This window comes from Rickettsia rhipicephali str. 3-7-female6-CWPP (assembly GCF_000284075.1).
Taxonomy (GTDB): Bacteria; Pseudomonadota; Alphaproteobacteria; order Rickettsiales; family Rickettsiaceae; genus Rickettsia; species Rickettsia rickettsii.
Genome location: NC_017042.1, coordinates 477,755 through 492,955, shown reverse-complemented (window position 1 = coordinate 492,955; position 15,201 = coordinate 477,755). Strand labels below are relative to the sequence as shown.

The following is a 15,201-nucleotide window of genomic DNA, read 5'->3' as shown; positions in this document are numbered from 1 at the left end:
TGATTTTATTTAAAAATACTCTAGAAAAAGTTTATTTTAGATCATATATGTGTTAGTATAAAAAAAATAGTTTTTAAGGTTAGTATAGTATGACTAATAATATTAATGCATTAGCAATTTCTAGCGAATCAGGATTTTATAGCTACTTACAGAAAATCAATAAAATTCCTTCACTTACGCAAGAAGAAGAATTGTTATTAGCAAAATCCTATTTAGAAGGGAATGATTTACAAGCTGCACATAAATTAGTAACAAGCCATCTTAAACTTGTTGCAAAAATTGCAAGCGGCTATAGGACTTACGGTCTTCCTATTACCGAATTGGTTTCAGAAGGTAATATAGGTTTAATGCAGGCAGTAAAAAAATTCAATCCCGAACTTGGTTTTCGCCTATCAACATATGCGATGTGGTGGATTAAAGCAGCCATACAAGAATATATATTAAAATCTTGGTCATTAGTAAAGATGGGAACAACGGCCGCACAAAAAAAATTATTTTTTAGTCTTAATAAAGTTAAGCATAAAATTACTAATTTATACTCAAGGGCTATTACTACCGATGATTTTGCACAAATAGCAGATGAGCTAGGCGTTTCGGTTAATGAAGTTTCTGAAATGAATACTAGAATTTCAGGTCCTGATTTATCGTTAAATAACTCTATAAATAGTGACGATGCAGAATCCGGAGAATTAATAGAACTATTACCAGAAACACGCCCTACTCCTGAAGCTATGGCTATTAATAAGCAAAATTCTACCAGTCAAAGGCAGTTACTATCAAATGCTATGAAGATTTTAAACGATAGGGAACTTCGTATTTTAACAGAGCGTAAATTAACGGATACTCCTAAAACTCTAGATATTCTAAGCAATGAGTATAATATTTCTAAGGAACGTATTAGACAAATAGAAAATACGGCTTTTGAAAAAATAAAGAAGTTTATTTTAAACCATAGTAGAGAAGTAGCTTAAGCCTTATTGGACTGTCATCCCGTGGCTTGACCACGGGATCCAAAAACAACTAAAAATCCTAACAATGTTAGTATTTTTAACTGGATACTGCGATCAAGTCGCGGTATGACAACGGAAAAACGATCCACTCAACAATGCTTTCGTAGAAATGACATTAGTTCAGTACACCTGACCATTCTGGATCAGAAGCATCTGCTGGTGTCATAATTTCTCTTTCATTATGACCTGTTAGATCAATTGCAAAAATTTTGTTTTTTCCCGGAGCTTTAGCTCTCGACGGCCAACCTTTAGTAAACATAATAACTCGTCCGTTAGGCGACCAACAAGGGCTTTCGACTAAATATCCGCTTGTTATTATCCTTTCACTATTCTCATCATCTTGGGGACATGCTTTCATAATTCCGATATTAAAAGTTTTTCCTCCGTCTCCTCTAGTAATCTTAGTAAATGCTATATAGTCTCCTCTAGGCGACCAGCTAGGAGCTGCGTAAGAACCACCGCCAAAACTAATACGCTGAACGTCACTTCCGTCTGAATTCATGATATATAATTGAGGCACACCGTTTCTATCGGAATTATATACAATTTTTTTACCGTCCGGTGAATAGCTAGGAGAGGTATTAATACCGAATCCGTCAGTTAATTTATGAAGCCGTTTAGTAGCAAGGTCGATTTCATAAATATGCGTCGAGCCGTTTTGAGCTATCGACATTACAGCTTTTCTACCGTCCGGTGAGAATCTAGGAGCAAACGATATACCGGGAAAATCACCTACCACACTTTCTTTGCCTGTTTTTAAATCTTTTTCATAAACGAGTGCTCTTCTTTTAGTAGCATATGAAACGTAAAAAATCTTATCCGCCGAACGAGCAAATCTTGGGGTTAAGACTAGTGACTTTCCATTGGTAAGGTATTTATTATTAGCCCCGTCATAATCCATCAAAGCAATTCTTTTTATTTTCGGTAAAGAGCTGCTTTCTGATACATACACTATTTTAGTGTCAAAATAACCGGCATCACCGGTAATTTTTTCATAAATTTTATCGGCAATTTTATGTGCTGCTCTTCTCCATAGATTTTCCGGTACTTCAAGAATTTCACCGGCGAGCTGTTTTTCAAGCAACGTATCCCATAATATAAAGCTAATTTTAAATTTACCGCTTCCTAGTTTTTTAACTTCACCGTTTACTAAAAGACTAGCATTAATTTGACGCCATGCAGCAAAAAGCGGCTTATATTCTATTCCTGTCTTCTCTTCTATAAAAGAAGCAGCAGAAATAGGACGGAATAACCCCGAAAGCTTTAAATCATTAGAGATAACTTTAACCATATCGTGACCTAATACATCAGCGGCAGAATTATCGGCATCAAATTTATTGACCGCTATAGGTGTCGGGTCAGCTCGCCCATGCTCAATGTTTATTGTTTCAAGTGCATAGCTGGTAAAACTAAATAATAGTGATAGTATAAAATATATAATATTTCGCACTTAAAATACTCCTTTTTATCAAATTCCGTTATGGTTGTTGTATGTCATTCCTGCGAAAGCGGGAATGACATACATTACCCCAAAATCTTCATCAGTTCTTCCCATTCTCTCTTAGTCATATCACTAGTTTCATGGGTAACTTTTTCACCGTTTATCATTCTTTTAATTACATCCAAACCTTTACGTGAAATATTTGCTCCCTGCAAACGATATTCTTCAAAAGCTTCGTAAGCAAAAGGAACCCAAGCTTTGACTATCTCAAGCATCTTTTCAGCATAAACTCTAATTTCATATTGAGCGTGAGGGTCGGCTCGCAATCTTAAAAAATGAAGTAAATTATGTAAATTAATCTTCCAATACCATTCCGTATAATAATTTAAAGTTAAATTCATACGAGCAAGCTCTCTTGCTATCCCTGTGGCGTTCTCATCTATAATATTACCCTCTTCATCGGCATTCATCAGTTCCTTATAATGCCCGTAGCACTGTCTAGCATCTTCCTCTAAAATTGCAAGGACCTTCTCAGCCACTTCTTTCGGTAAGCTATCCCCTTCCCTACATTGTTTATTTACGGCAGATTGGGAAGCAATATTTGCCGGTTCAGGTAGATAAAATTCATTACCTAAAATAGAATACCTTGCCGAATATTCGTTAACGCTAGCTGTTCTATGCCTAATCCATTGCCTTGCAATAAATATCGGTAGTTTAATATGGAACTTGATATCACACATCTCAAAAGGAGTGGTATGATAATGACGAAGCAAGTAGTTTATCAGCCCTTTATCTTGGTTTAATTGCTTCGTACCCTTACCGTAAGAAACACGAGCTGCTTGTACTATAGCACTATCATCCCCCATATAGTCGATAACTCTAATAAAGCCGTAATCTAACACTTTTATAGGCTCATATAAGATTTCTTCAAGTGTCGGGACTGTTACTCTTTTTGTGGTGTTGTGCATTCTATTTATCCTTTATGTTTTTCTTTAAATTAACCTTTCCAATGTCATTCCTGCGAAAGCAGGAATCCAGCGTAAAGCGAGATAAATCGAGCTTTTAAAAAGCTTTAAAGTATTGGATTAGATTCCCGCTTTCGCGGGAATGACATCGATCCTTAAGTTGACACCCATACACTTCTGCAGGAATGACATAAAGTTATGGCAAATAACTATATAAATTCTTACCGTTTCTTTTTAGCCATAATTTTGCCGGTTGGTATTCGGGATATATATCCTCAACTAGCTCCCAAAAATTTTTACTATGGTTCATTTCTTTTAAATGTACCATTTCATGAGCTACTAAATATTTCAGTACTTCAAAGGGGGCAAAAACTACCCGCCAATTAAAAACAGGATTCTCTTTGCTACAACAACTCCCCCAACGGCTAACATTTTCCATTATTCTCATATTGGAATAAGTCAAATTATGTTTTTTAGATATATTCTCTACTATTATTTTTATTTCTGCTAATAATTTCTTTTTAAGGAATACTTCTATACTAAGTTTTTTTAGTACCTGACTACATACAACACACTTCTAACGTAGAATCATTTAATTTTATCTGATTTTTAGACGAATCAATATGTATTATTTCATAAGTCATAAGATTTACCCAAAATAGAAATCTTATCTTCATCTTTTGGTATCGCAGTGACATTACGACGTAATTTTTGCCTAACCCAATATTCTTTACTTAACAAAAAATTATGACCTTTTTCGGCTTTTACCTTAAGAGGTAATACAAGCTCTACACCTTTAGACGTAATGCGGATGGCTATATTTTTAGCTTTGCTACTCTTAAAATTCTATATACTTATTAGGATCAACTGCTATTTTATTTTTACGCATAGCAAAATATAATTTATGTTCTACATGTCCGATAACACTATTTCTAGCAATTTTATCACCTTTTTTCAGTAATAAATCATCTAAACTCGCATATGCTACTTCTAGATCGTCTTTATCTAATTTAACTATTACTAAATTACCGAATTGCTTATTATAACCTGAATATATTACCGTTCCTGCAGCTATCGATTTAACTTCACTATATTCTTTAGCTGCAATATCTATCCCTTTACTTTTACCGGCTTTAAACTCGGTAATAATTACCCCATTTAACGGTTTTACAAAGCTTAATTGTTCTATCGCTTCTTCATCTTCGTCTTCATTCCGAAACATAGGAATCTCAATATCATCATTATCCTCTTCTATAATTTTTGCCTTTGGCTCTTCGAGTCTACCGCTAACTTTTTCTGACGCGGGATTGTCTTCCATAGTTCTTTGAACTATCATACCCTCATCGTGATCTAGTGCGATAGAATTATTATTTGCAGTAACATCTCCTACTTTATACTCAATTGGAGCCGGTGGCTGATCAACACAAGCAACTAAACAAAAACATATAACGATACTAAGTACAACAGGATATTTCATATATTTAACAAAACTATTATTTACATTAGAAAACAAATCTTACATAGTATATAATTTTTATCATTATTTTCCATCAAAAAATTAACTATGAAAACTTATAATATTGTCATAGCTAGTGATCATTCAGGTTATGAGCTTAAGTCTGAAATTATCAATTATTTAGAGCAGAAATCTCTAAAGATTTATGACTGCGGAACAAATAATACACAAACCGTTGATTATCCTGATTATGCTAAGAAAGTAGTAGATATTATTATTGAAAAATCAGCACCTATCGGTATTTTAATTAGTGATACGGGGATTGGTATGTCTATAGCCGCGAATCGTAGCTCGGAAATAAGAGCCGCTTTGTGCAACGATATATTAACTGCCGAAAATGCTAAAGCTCATAATGACGCTAATATCTTGATACTCGGAGCAAAAACCATAGGCCAAAAAATAGTATTTGATATTATAGATAAGTTTTTAACTACCCAATTTGAAGGCGGCAGACATAGCACCCGCCTATCAAAGATAAAATAGTTGTATAAACTGTTAAACATTGTTATTATCCGTCATTGCGAGGAGAGGCAAAGCCTCGACGTGGCAATCTCAGGCATTTTGCACTATTTCATAAGATTGCCACGCTCTCCCCTATGGTCGCTCGCAATGACGATTCGGTATCCATGCAATAAAGCCACACTATAATATAAATTATGCTGCTTAATATGAATCTTCAAGAGTTGAAACAAAAATATAATTACGATGTTGCAACGAAAATGATGCAGCAATATCTAGACATTAAATTTGCTCATTTAGATTGTTTACTACTATTTAGAATGGGTGATTTTTATGAAATGTTCTATGAAGATGCAATTCTAGCAAGCAATGTACTTGGCATTGCTTTAACAAAGCGCGGCAAAAACGGCGAAGAAGAAATTGCGATGTGCGGAGTACCTTATCATGCCCTTGAGAATTATTTAACTAAGTTAATTGAAGAAAATTATAAGGTTGCTATTTGTGATCAACTAGAAACACCTGAAGAAGCAAAGAATAGAGGCGGTTATAAAGCGGTAGTTACTAGGGATGTTACACGTATTATAACTCCGGGAACTATAATTGAAGAAAATCTAATTGCTTCAGCCGAACCTAATTATTTAGCAAGTCTCGTAATACCGAAAAATAAAGAAACAGCTAGCCTTTGTTATGTTGATCTTTCTACTTCCGAAATTGTTGTAGTTAATGTACCGGAAACAGAAATTCTTAATGAGCTGGCTCGTTTAAAACCTCGTGAAATTCTGCTTAGCGAAAATCTGAGATCTTCTAATCTTGCGGATAGTATTTTCAAACAATTAAATTTTCGTATTACCTATCAAGTTGATAGTTTTTTTGCGATTAATAAATGCGAAAAAATCATTTTAGATTTTTATAAAATGAAAGATATTAAAGGAATCGGCGAGATATCTAGTAGTCAAATTTGTGCCATAGGTAGCGTTTTAGAATATTTATCGTTAACGCAAAAACAAAATATTCCTCATTTGCCAATCCCTAGAATTATCAATTTTCATAGCTATATGACTATTGATTTCTCTACTAGACGCAACCTTGAAATTGTAACAAACTCACAAGGCGGCTCGCAAGGAAGTTTATTAAGCACCCTTAATCATACGGTTACTAAACAAGGCGGACGTTTACTATATAATTTTCTTTCAAGTCCTTTAACCAACATTGCTAAAATAAATCATCGTTTAAATATTACCGAGTTCTTTTATTCCAACTTAGAAATAGTAAAAAAAATTAGAGAACTTCTAAAAAAAACTAGTGATATAGAACGCTGCTTAACACGTATTACGATGAACAGAAGTTCAGGTCGTGATTTACTTAGCATTAAATATACTTTAGAAACGGCAACGATTATTAAAGGAGTATTCTTTGACGCTTACGGTTTTAATTTACCTGATTTTATCGAAAAAATTATTAAACCTCTATCAGGCGATGCAGAATTATATAATTTAATAGACGAAACAATACGAGAAGATGCACCGAATAATTTAAATGACGGAGGTATAATAAAACATGAATATCATCCGAAAGTAGCCCAATTACATGATTTAATTAATAACGGAAAATTACATATTGAAAAGCTAAAAGATCAATATCGCAAAGAAACGGGAATAGATAGTTTAAAAATATCTCATAATAATGTTATAGGGCTTTTTATCGATATCACCGCTAAAAATGTTAATAAAATCCTTGATCCCAAATTTATTCACCGTCAAACAACGGTTAATCATGTTCGTTATACTACTGCTGAACTACAAAAGCTTGAAAGTGAGTTAGTCAACGCTAAAACCTTAGTAATAAGCTTAGAAAAAGAATTATATGCGGATATTTGTAGCCAAGTAATCGAAAAAGCTTCCTATTTACGAATGCTTGCAAGCTCCTTAAACGGGCTTGACGTATTTTGTAATTTTGCTTACATCGCTGATGAATATGATTATGTTAAGCCTGAGTTTACCGATGCTTTAAGCTTTGATATCGTTAAAGGACGGCATCCTGTAGTAGAGAAAGCACTACAACGAGAAAGCAAAAGCTTTGTATATAATGATTGTCATTTATCGGAGCTTGAGCGTATTTGGTTAATTACCGGTCCTAATATGGCAGGTAAAAGTACTTTTTTACGTCAAAATGCCATTATTGCAATCATTGCTCAAATAGGTTCGTTTGTGCCGGCAAAAAGTGCTAAAATAGGGGTAGTCGACAAAATATTTAGCCGAATAGGTGCTGCCGATGACTTAATTAAGGGACAATCGACCTTTATGGCAGAGATGCTTGAAACCTCGGCAATTCTTGCTCAATCTACAAAAAACTCACTAATCATACTTGATGAGGTAGGTAGAGGCACATCCACTTATGACGGGGTATCTATAGCATGGTCGGTGCTTGAATATATTCATGATAAGCTGAAATGTCGCTGTTTATTTGCAACGCACTATCATGAGCTAACCGTTATGAGTAATTTCCTGCCGGCTTTGCAAAATTATACTATTGCTATTGAGGAGTCAGGTAAAGATATTCTATTTTTACATAATATTATATCAGGTGCTACCGATAGGTCCTACGGTCTTCATGTTGCGGCTCTTGCCGGTCTTCCTGCGAGTGTTATAAACAGAGCTAAGCAGATTCTGCTTAAATTTGAAAAAACTTCTACAGGTAAAGGAAAAAATATTTTATCAATGGAATCAAATAATTTGAGTTTGTTTAATCTTGAACCTAATAAAACTACTATAAGCAGCAAATTAGATGAAAAATTCAGCACTATCGATCCTGATAAACTATCCCCTAAAGAAGCACTTGAGTTAATTTATGAGTTAAAGAAGTGGGTTTGATGCGAGTTTGGCAGTGCCTGCGTGGATCAGTTTTTTCATCATTGCGAGGAAAAACTGCAAGTTTTGACGAAGCAATCTCAGGAGTTTGTTATTATTTCATGAGATTGCCACGCAGCCTACGGCTGCTCGCAATGACGATCTAGTATCTATGCAACCTTGCCTCCCTTTCCAACCAATATTTACTACAGGCAAAAAAATGAGGATTAGCGAAACTTTCTTTACCGTAAGTAATTTCTTGTCCATGCGTATCTAAAATATTACCACCACCGGCTTTAATTAAAGCATGACCTGCCGCTATGTCCCATTCCATAGTTTGACCGAATTTTGGATATATATCAGCTGCTCCTTCAGCAATTAAGCATAGTTTAATTGAACTGCCTATTGCATTTATTTGACCGAATGAATACTTACTTAAAAATTCTTTAGTAGCTTTATTTGAATTATAAAAACCTATTACCGCATTAAGCTCTTCATGTTTAGGTTCATGATTAACAAATATTTCTTTAGAATTCTGTTCGATTTTTAACCGACCGTTTACATCGGTATAATATAGCTTTGCTGTTTCAGGGTGATATATCAAGCCGATGGTTGGAAAACCGTTTTCAATAAGCCCTATATTGACCGTATATGTACTTTTACCGTTTACATAGCTCCATGTCCCATCAATAGGATCGATTAACCAAAAAGTATCACTGCTGAATATAGGTAGCGGCTGCTCTTCACATACTATAGCTATTTGAGAGGTTAAGGTTTGTAGAGTTTGATAAATTATTTTACTAATTTCCTTATCGGCATTAGTGACTACTGACCCATCTGATTTAATATCAGTCAATATTCCTGCCTTTTTTATATCTAGTGCAATCTTGCCGGTATTAATAATTAAATCTTTTAAAGCATTAATTAAATTGTCATTCATAATTATTTATTTAACATCTTTGCAGCTGTATCATCTTCTAACCACTGACCGGTATTTAAAAACGTAGATTGCTGCAACTCAGCGATTTGATGATCAGGTGACCCCGGTAACATTTGCCACCCCAAATATTCAATTCCATAATATCCTATATCAACCATACTTAAATAAGAGTCCATATTTTCTAAATCTTTTTTATTATTTGCAAAAATTACTATTTTTTTAGGTTGTTTCGGTATAATGTTTAAGAACTCTATAAGAGCTTTTACTCTATTTATATTACCGGTAAATATTATACCTAAATAAAAAATAGGGGCTTCAGCATCGCTTGGATTAAATCTAAATACATCTTTATCATTAACTTTATTAGTAAAATTAATATTGAGTCCGTAAAGTAAGGTATATAACCATCCTTCATAATTTTCAATTAAATTACATGGGGCCGTTATTTCCTGAAGACCTAAAACCGTTGCACCTTGCTGTTTCATCTTATTAATTAAATCTACCCATTTAGATTCAACAAGCATCATTTGACGCTGCACTATCAATTTTGCAATAGTTTTATTAACTGATGCGTTATACGCTGCAAGACTATATAAATATTTAGTAAAATTTATATAAGAATTATCCTGATATCGAAATAATTTGGATTTCGGTGTTATGATAGTATTATCTATATTTATAAGTACCAGCGTATCTGCATCTATCTTCGGTAATAAGTTTTTCATTGTTACTGAATCTACGGAGTAAGTAGGAATAATTTGACCGTAGCCCGCATACGAAATAACTAAGCAAAGTAAACTCAATAAAACTTTATTTATTTGTGTCATAAGGATTTTTACCTTTTGCATTATTATTCTTTAAAGGTGGATTATTTCTTTTTAGCTTATTTATTTGAGATATTAAATCATTAATCAGTTTAGTATAATATGCAACATCTTTATTTTTCGGAGTATTTTTATTATTATAATGATAACCAATAAATAATATATTAGAACTATAGCTATTAAGTTGAAATTCCATTGAGCTTAACAATTCTATGCTACTACTAATCATTATAAAGCATTTCGGTATAAAATTCATTTGAACAAGGAAATTGAGCATCATTTCCGCTTCCGATATATTATTACTCGTCAATATACCCTTATAAAATACCGGATAAGTATTAGCAAAACTGTCTAAATTATTAAAAATAATATAATTATTGTTTGGAAAACTATTTGAAAAATCAATATCGAAATTTTTCTTTAAATAATCGGCAAACCATATCTCAAATTTAGGAATATTATTAAAATTACCGGTAAATCCATCATTTACTGCTATTATGGGGATTTTACTATTACTCATTTCATTTACAAAATTTGGAAAATCAGATTCTTGTAATTCTTTCTTATAACTATCATTAGTTAAAATCAATTGATTTATATAAATAGCTTTTGAATTTTTATTAATATTACGTAAAAGAGGAATTAGCGTAAGATAAATGTCTTTATCAAGCTGTTCAACGATAGGCACTAAAGACTTAAACAAAAATTCATCTAGAACCGTTACTACTAATAAATCTTGAGGTACATAATTTTTATTATAATTTTCTTTAAAATCTTGTTTTATTTTATTTAAACTATCCACTTCTATAATTTCTGCACGAGCTATAGAAGCAATAAATAATATTAGAATAAATATATATTTTTTAAACATTTATGATTTCCATTTTTTTAAAGTCAGCATGTCACCCTGCGATTTTCTATGTCATTCCTGCGAAAGCGGGAATCTAGGAAAACATATAAAAAAACAAGCTTTTATATGTTTATTTTGTCAAACATGTACCAATTATTAAGGTTATTTTTTCTGGATTCCCGCTTTCGCAGGAATGACATATATTAGTGTTACCACATCATACTGCTAATATCAATCCATATTAAATTATAATGTGGTAAATATGTTTGAAAGTTTTTTTAGTTCGCTTGGTGGTACTGTTGGAAATACATTTGACGGCGGCATATTTTCAAGCATGGGAAGTATTTGTCGACAAAATGCTTGGTGAGTATTTAGATCAACTAAATCACGAACCGATAGAATATGACAATATTAAAAATTTCAAAGAAAGTTTTAAATATGTCACAGCTAATTACAGTGAACCTATAACGCTAATTTTCGGTACTGCAAGAGTTAACGGAAAAATAATTTAGGCAAATCAAAATAAGCAACTAAATTGTTATGTTCTATAACAAGTTCCGTAGCAAGAGCCGGTAGTAAATAAATCTCTTTAGGGTACGAGTCTATAGCTGATAAAATATAACTATTACCGAATAATAATTTGCTTGCAATTAGCTCACTAACAAAATCCGCTCCGGCTTTTTTGGGATTCGGTTTTTTTAATAAATAATGCACCGGATGGTCTAATATTACTTCTCCGGTTTTACTTTTAAGCACTTCCCACGGAACATGTCCCGTCGATTGTGCAATTAAATTAATACATCTATATACTATAACATTTTCTCCATAAGCTTCTATGCCGACTCTGACTCTTTTTAAATTACCATATGCAATGTCGTTTAGTTCAATAAAATTTTGTGATTTGGTAGTACCATTCTTCCAAAACTTTTTCCAATAATTTTTTATCATATATCCTAATATATTTGTTGTTTTCAGGATTATATAATAATGATTTGGGAGGTAGACTAAGAGAGCTTAATAAGATGTTAATGTTCGTTAATGTAATTAAAATTATTTCTTTACAAATAGAAAGATATACTATTTATTATAAAACATATTACCATGAAATATAGCAACTTGATAGGATATAAAACATGTCTTTACCATCTGAATATTATTCACAATGACCCACAACAGCTTTGAATAAGCTAATAAAAAATTTTATAAAAACTAAAAAATATGATGAAATAAAATCAATTTTAGCATCTAAGAACAGCTATAATTTGTTAGGATTACATCATGCCATTACGTCATTTGATCTAGAAGCATATAAACTTATTATTATTTCTTATGCTAACCCTAGCCACTTTATTTCTGCTAAATACGATAGATATATATATAACATCGATGATACATCTATGCTTGATGTAGCAGCATTTATAAATTTTGATACTATACAATATAGAGATACAAAAAGCAGCATGTTGCAAGAGTTGATTCAGTTTAAGAAGAGAGCGATTGAAGAGCAAAATAACAATGCAATTAGTGAACTTAAAATAGAAGGATTTGAATTAAAAAATTAGCTAGTTATTGAAGTTTTCAAGAGTTTAAAAGCTTTATTGAAGATAATAAAATTGAGATAAATATTGAAGCACTTAATATTGCAACATTTAAAATAGAAAAATTATCACCGATTGCAGAAGTAATTTATAGCGAAAACTCTGATATTACTATTTTAATGACAAGGACTTACAATGTAAGAGATTTAAATGACAATATAATTCTTCATAACTATACAAAGCTTTTGAATGGGGGGACCTACAAATAAGTTATTAGCCTATATAGCGGCTAATATTAAAGTGCAAGATAGCCTAAAAATAATATTTGATAATAAATCATTTTCTCATTACGATTGAGACAATAACCTAATATGTATAGAAAAATTTAATTTAGAATCAATAATAGCACATGAATTTGGACATTATGCAATAGAGAAAATTTTTTGCAATGCAAGTATCCCACTAAATAATAGTTTTCAAATTTTGAAAGCAGATTTCGTAAAAAATGCACCATATCAAAATGATGATAAAATATTTTTGCCTAAAAATAATTAATAGTTCATATGAATATAGTAGAGCGGCAAAACCAATACTTGATTTAACGGCAAATTTAATATTAACACCAGAGGTAGTAAATATAACAATAGTAAAGAATTGATTAAACATTTAAAAAACGAGACTATATTACCTATATTTTACTTTAATAATTATAGACCGGAAAAGCAGATACAAGAGAATTAGAGGAAGTTATAAAAACTAATTCTCATGCCCATATTATGACCAATTTAATTATTAATTTACTAAAATTACCTTGTGTACAAGAACAGGATTATCATGCATTATTTGCAACTGATCAAAAAGTTCAATTGCAATGTATATTAACCCAAGATTCTACCGCAAATAATAAAAGATAAAGATCTTACTAGCGAGCAAGTTTACTACTTAGAAAGAATTGGAGATCTTATACACAGAGAATCAGATGATAGAGCTGCAGAGTTCATAGTTAGGTATCTAGAAATTAGTATAGATAATTTATTGCATCCCATCAAAGATTCACGTATTATTAATGTAATTCAACCGCTGGCAGATTTTTGGGAGGAACACATAGTTCCTAAAATGGAATCTACTATTATAGGATGTACAAAGGAATATAATTGTGACACATTTGATGGAGCGTAATTAATTTAGCTATTGTTGTGTGGCGCTTTTTATGTCATTCCTGCGAAAGCAGGAATCCAGCACTTTAAAGCTTTTTAAAGATTTTACTTTAAAAAAGTGAAACAATATAATAAAAAAATCTTTGCAATCAAGATTTTTGTAGCCTGGATCCCTGCTTTCGCAGGGATGACATCACTGGCTTTTCGCAAACTATCCGGTACTATAACAAAAAAACCCTAATCACTAAAATTATACCTAATATTTTTTCTAGCAGAGCTTATATCTTTTAAACGTTCACAAACCTTTTCAAAGACTTGTTTAGGCAAGATATTTGAAGCATTAATTTGTAAAAATTTATCGTCTTTTAATTTAATCGAAAAAGAAGGCTCTTGAAATTCCGGCCCATCAATTTCTCTAGCAATTTTTATATAATAACCGATTATATGACTGTTGTAATAATCACTTTTACTAATCATTTTCTTAGCTATTTTATTAATCTGCATGTCAGTTTTAGCAGTATAAGTAACCGTAAGGGCAATACCTAGCATAAGACGCTGTCTATGACTAAAAGGAATATCTGAAGATAATATAAATTCCGAAACAAAATTTGCTCTGAGTGTTTTATCAATATTTTTATTATATTGTGCTAGCATTATAGCGAGTTCAATAATAATAAGAGTCATGGCATCGGAATTAATTAAAAGATATTGTACTGCTTCAATATATTTTTCAATTTTACATATATTTCTATCAAATTTTACTAATCTCTTCACCCTCTCATAAATAATATCTTTTTCTGTTTCATGAGACGGCAACGAGTCAAATCTTACTCCTTCTTTTAAACCGTAATTTGAGATAATAATTTTTTCCGGTGAAAATACCTTAATCATTGCTTTTATTACTAAAACTGCATTATAATTTATGGCTTTCTGCTCGTAATAACTCAGCTTTAATTTATCGATTTGTGATAATTTCTCTAAATATAACTCAAATTCTACACGATTTATTTCAAAATTATGTAAATTTTTAAGGGGATAATTTATAGACTCCATGTATATACGGCTCATTAGACGTAATGCACCGCCAATTAAATATAAATTAGGATAATGTGCAGCTCCAAATTCTTCCTCTAGCATTTTAGTAATCAGTCCGATATCACCAAAATTGCTACTAGCAATAATTTTTGTACCAAGCGGCAATGATTTTAATTTACCGACTTTTTTATTTCCAATCTGTGCAAGCTCAAGACTTCCACCTCCAAGATCGGCTACAATACCGCAAGCATCACTAATACCGGAAATTAAACCGGCAGCAGTTAAATAAGCTTCACGTTCACCTGAGATAATTTCAATATCAATATTGAATCTCTTTTTAATTATAGCTTTGAATTCATCTGCTTTAGGATGCCCCCTAAGTATAGCTGTTGCAACACATCTAATATTAGTAACGGACAGTTTGGTAAAAATATGAATAAGATATTGTAGAGATAAATATGTTTGATGTTTTACGTCTAAATTATCTAAATTAAGTAAATTTGTAAGATAATTTCTAAATTTATAATTAAAAATTTCCGGCGCTCCAAGCTCATCACTTTCATAAACTACAGCTCTTAAAGCATTTGAACCGATATCAATAATAGCTGAACGCATTTTTG

General features: G+C 32.0%; 14 protein-coding genes and 3 pseudogenes. 8 read left to right on the top strand and 9 right to left on the bottom strand.

All coding sequences use genetic code 11. The annotated features are described in order from the left end of the window. Positions 1 to 89: 89 nt before the first annotated feature. The gene (gene rpoH / locus MCC_RS02685) at positions 90 to 971 is read left to right on the top strand and encodes an RNA polymerase sigma factor RpoH (RefSeq protein ID WP_014408426.1); all 882 of its coding nucleotides are present in this window, start codon (positions 90 to 92) and stop codon (positions 969 to 971) included. 154 nt (positions 972 to 1,125) lie between these two features. On the opposite strand, the gene tolB is transcribed toward rpoH, so the two are convergent. The 4 genes and pseudogenes from tolB to MCC_RS02665 form a co-directional block, all read right to left on the bottom strand. Next, positions 1,126 to 2,460 (bottom strand): Tol-Pal system beta propeller repeat protein TolB, encoded by a 1,335-nt coding sequence (tolB, locus tag MCC_RS02680; protein ID WP_014408425.1) that lies wholly within the window; start codon positions 2,458 to 2,460, stop codon positions 1,126 to 1,128. 74 nt (positions 2,461 to 2,534) lie between these two features. Next, complete coding sequence (thyX, locus tag MCC_RS02675; protein WP_014408424.1) at positions 2,535 to 3,419, bottom strand: FAD-dependent thymidylate synthase; 885 nt, start codon at positions 3,417 to 3,419, stop codon at positions 2,535 to 2,537. A 193-nt stretch (positions 3,420 to 3,612) separates the two neighbouring features. Further along, positions 3,613 to 4,256: pseudogene (locus MCC_RS02670) on the bottom strand (M48 family metallopeptidase); the annotation flags it as partial. Then, positions 4,255 to 4,929 (bottom strand): murein hydrolase activator EnvC family protein, encoded by a 675-nt coding sequence (locus tag MCC_RS02665; protein ID WP_014408422.1) that lies wholly within the window; start codon positions 4,927 to 4,929, stop codon positions 4,255 to 4,257. The pseudogene MCC_RS02670 and the gene MCC_RS02665, both read right to left, overlap by 2 nt. A gap of 51 nt (positions 4,930 to 4,980) precedes the next feature. Between MCC_RS02665 and rpiB the strand changes: the two genes are divergently transcribed. Beyond that, positions 4,981 to 5,415: a ribose 5-phosphate isomerase B gene (gene rpiB, locus MCC_RS02660; RefSeq protein ID WP_014366012.1), complete on the top strand. Its 435-nt coding sequence runs from the start codon at positions 4,981 to 4,983 to the stop codon at positions 5,413 to 5,415. A 173-nt stretch (positions 5,416 to 5,588) separates the two neighbouring features. Next, complete coding sequence (gene mutS / locus MCC_RS02655) at positions 5,589 to 8,261, top strand: DNA mismatch repair protein MutS (protein ID WP_014408421.1); 2,673 nt, start codon at positions 5,589 to 5,591, stop codon at positions 8,259 to 8,261. A gap of 139 nt (positions 8,262 to 8,400) precedes the next feature. Here the strand turns inward: mutS and MCC_RS02650 are convergent, their stop codons facing one another. The 3 genes from MCC_RS02650 to MCC_RS02640 are packed head-to-tail and all read right to left on the bottom strand — an operon-like array spanning position 8,401 to position 10,872. Next, positions 8,401 to 9,177: a 3'(2'),5'-bisphosphate nucleotidase CysQ family protein gene (locus tag MCC_RS02650; protein WP_014408420.1), complete on the bottom strand. Its 777-nt coding sequence runs from the start codon at positions 9,175 to 9,177 to the stop codon at positions 8,401 to 8,403. A gap of 2 nt (positions 9,178 to 9,179) precedes the next feature. After that, positions 9,180 to 10,025 carry a DUF2608 domain-containing protein gene (locus MCC_RS02645; protein WP_014408419.1) on the bottom strand — a complete coding sequence of 282 codons (846 nt, stop codon included), beginning with the start codon at positions 10,023 to 10,025 and terminating at the stop codon, positions 9,180 to 9,182. Continuing rightward, complete coding sequence (locus MCC_RS02640; protein ID WP_014408418.1) at positions 9,988 to 10,872, bottom strand: DUF2608 domain-containing protein; 885 nt, start codon at positions 10,870 to 10,872, stop codon at positions 9,988 to 9,990. The genes MCC_RS02645 and MCC_RS02640 overlap by 38 nt, the downstream gene beginning before the upstream one ends. A gap of 241 nt (positions 10,873 to 11,113) precedes the next feature. On the opposite strand from MCC_RS02640, the pseudogene MCC_RS02635 reads away from it, so the two are divergent. Beyond that, positions 11,114 to 11,363: pseudogene (locus tag MCC_RS02635) on the top strand (host specificity protein). On the opposite strand, the gene MCC_RS11090 reads toward MCC_RS02635, so the two are convergent. Further along, a complete protein-coding gene (locus tag MCC_RS11090; RefSeq protein WP_331270633.1) occupies positions 11,344 to 11,607 on the bottom strand; it encodes a hypothetical protein in 264 nt (87 codons plus the stop codon). The pseudogene MCC_RS02635 and the gene MCC_RS11090 sit on opposite strands and share 20 nt — an antisense overlap. 422 nt (positions 11,608 to 12,029) lie before the next feature. Between MCC_RS11090 and MCC_RS02625 the strand changes: the two genes are divergently transcribed. From MCC_RS02625 to MCC_RS11085, 4 genes and pseudogenes are all read left to right on the top strand, one after another. Beyond that, entirely contained in the window at positions 12,030 to 12,413 is a 384-nt protein-coding gene (locus tag MCC_RS02625; RefSeq protein WP_014408415.1) for a hypothetical protein, read from the top strand. 481 nt (positions 12,414 to 12,894) lie between these two features. Further along, on the top strand, positions 12,895 to 13,047 hold the full coding sequence (locus MCC_RS10125; RefSeq protein ID WP_014408414.1) for a hypothetical protein: 153 nt from the start codon (positions 12,895 to 12,897) through the stop codon (positions 13,045 to 13,047). A 118-nt stretch (positions 13,048 to 13,165) separates the two neighbouring features. Continuing rightward, positions 13,166 to 13,303, top strand: a complete 138-nt coding sequence (locus MCC_RS10120) for a hypothetical protein (protein ID WP_014408413.1) — start codon at positions 13,166 to 13,168, stop codon at positions 13,301 to 13,303. A gap of 296 nt (positions 13,304 to 13,599) precedes the next feature. Next, positions 13,600 to 13,787, top strand: a pseudogene (locus MCC_RS11085) (hypothetical protein). Here the strand turns inward: MCC_RS11085 and MCC_RS02610 are convergent. Next, positions 13,784 to 15,196 carry a Ppx/GppA phosphatase family protein gene (locus tag MCC_RS02610; RefSeq protein ID WP_014408412.1) on the bottom strand — a complete coding sequence of 471 codons (1,413 nt, stop codon included), beginning with the start codon at positions 15,194 to 15,196 and terminating at the stop codon, positions 13,784 to 13,786. The pseudogene MCC_RS11085 and the gene MCC_RS02610 sit on opposite strands and share 4 nt — an antisense overlap. Positions 15,197 to 15,201 lie beyond the last annotated feature (5 nt).

Bases quoted from the DNA above. Each gene is read 5' to 3' on its own strand.
- MCC_RS10120 (WP_014408413.1), top strand. From the start codon at position 13,166: ATGACCAATTTAATTATTAATTTACTAAAATTACCTTGTGTACAAGAA.
- rpoH (WP_014408426.1), top strand. From the start codon at position 90: ATGACTAATAATATTAATGCATTAGCAATTTCTAGCGAATCAGGATTT.
- MCC_RS10125 (WP_014408414.1), top strand. From the start codon at position 12,895: ATGCACCATATCAAAATGATGATAAAATATTTTTGCCTAAAAATAATT.
- MCC_RS02640 (WP_014408418.1), bottom strand. From the start codon at position 10,872: ATGTTTAAAAAATATATATTTATTCTAATATTATTTATTGCTTCTATA.
- thyX (WP_014408424.1), bottom strand. From the start codon at position 3,419: ATGCACAACACCACAAAAAGAGTAACAGTCCCGACACTTGAAGAAATC.
- rpiB (WP_014366012.1), top strand. From the start codon at position 4,981: ATGAAAACTTATAATATTGTCATAGCTAGTGATCATTCAGGTTATGAG.
- MCC_RS02610 (WP_014408412.1), bottom strand. From the start codon at position 15,196: ATGCGTTCAGCTATTATTGATATCGGTTCAAATGCTTTAAGAGCTGTA.
- mutS (WP_014408421.1), top strand. From the start codon at position 5,589: ATGCTGCTTAATATGAATCTTCAAGAGTTGAAACAAAAATATAATTAC.
- MCC_RS02645 (WP_014408419.1), bottom strand. From the start codon at position 10,025: ATGCAAAAGGTAAAAATCCTTATGACACAAATAAATAAAGTTTTATTG.
- MCC_RS02650 (WP_014408420.1), bottom strand. From the start codon at position 9,177: ATGAATGACAATTTAATTAATGCTTTAAAAGATTTAATTATTAATACC.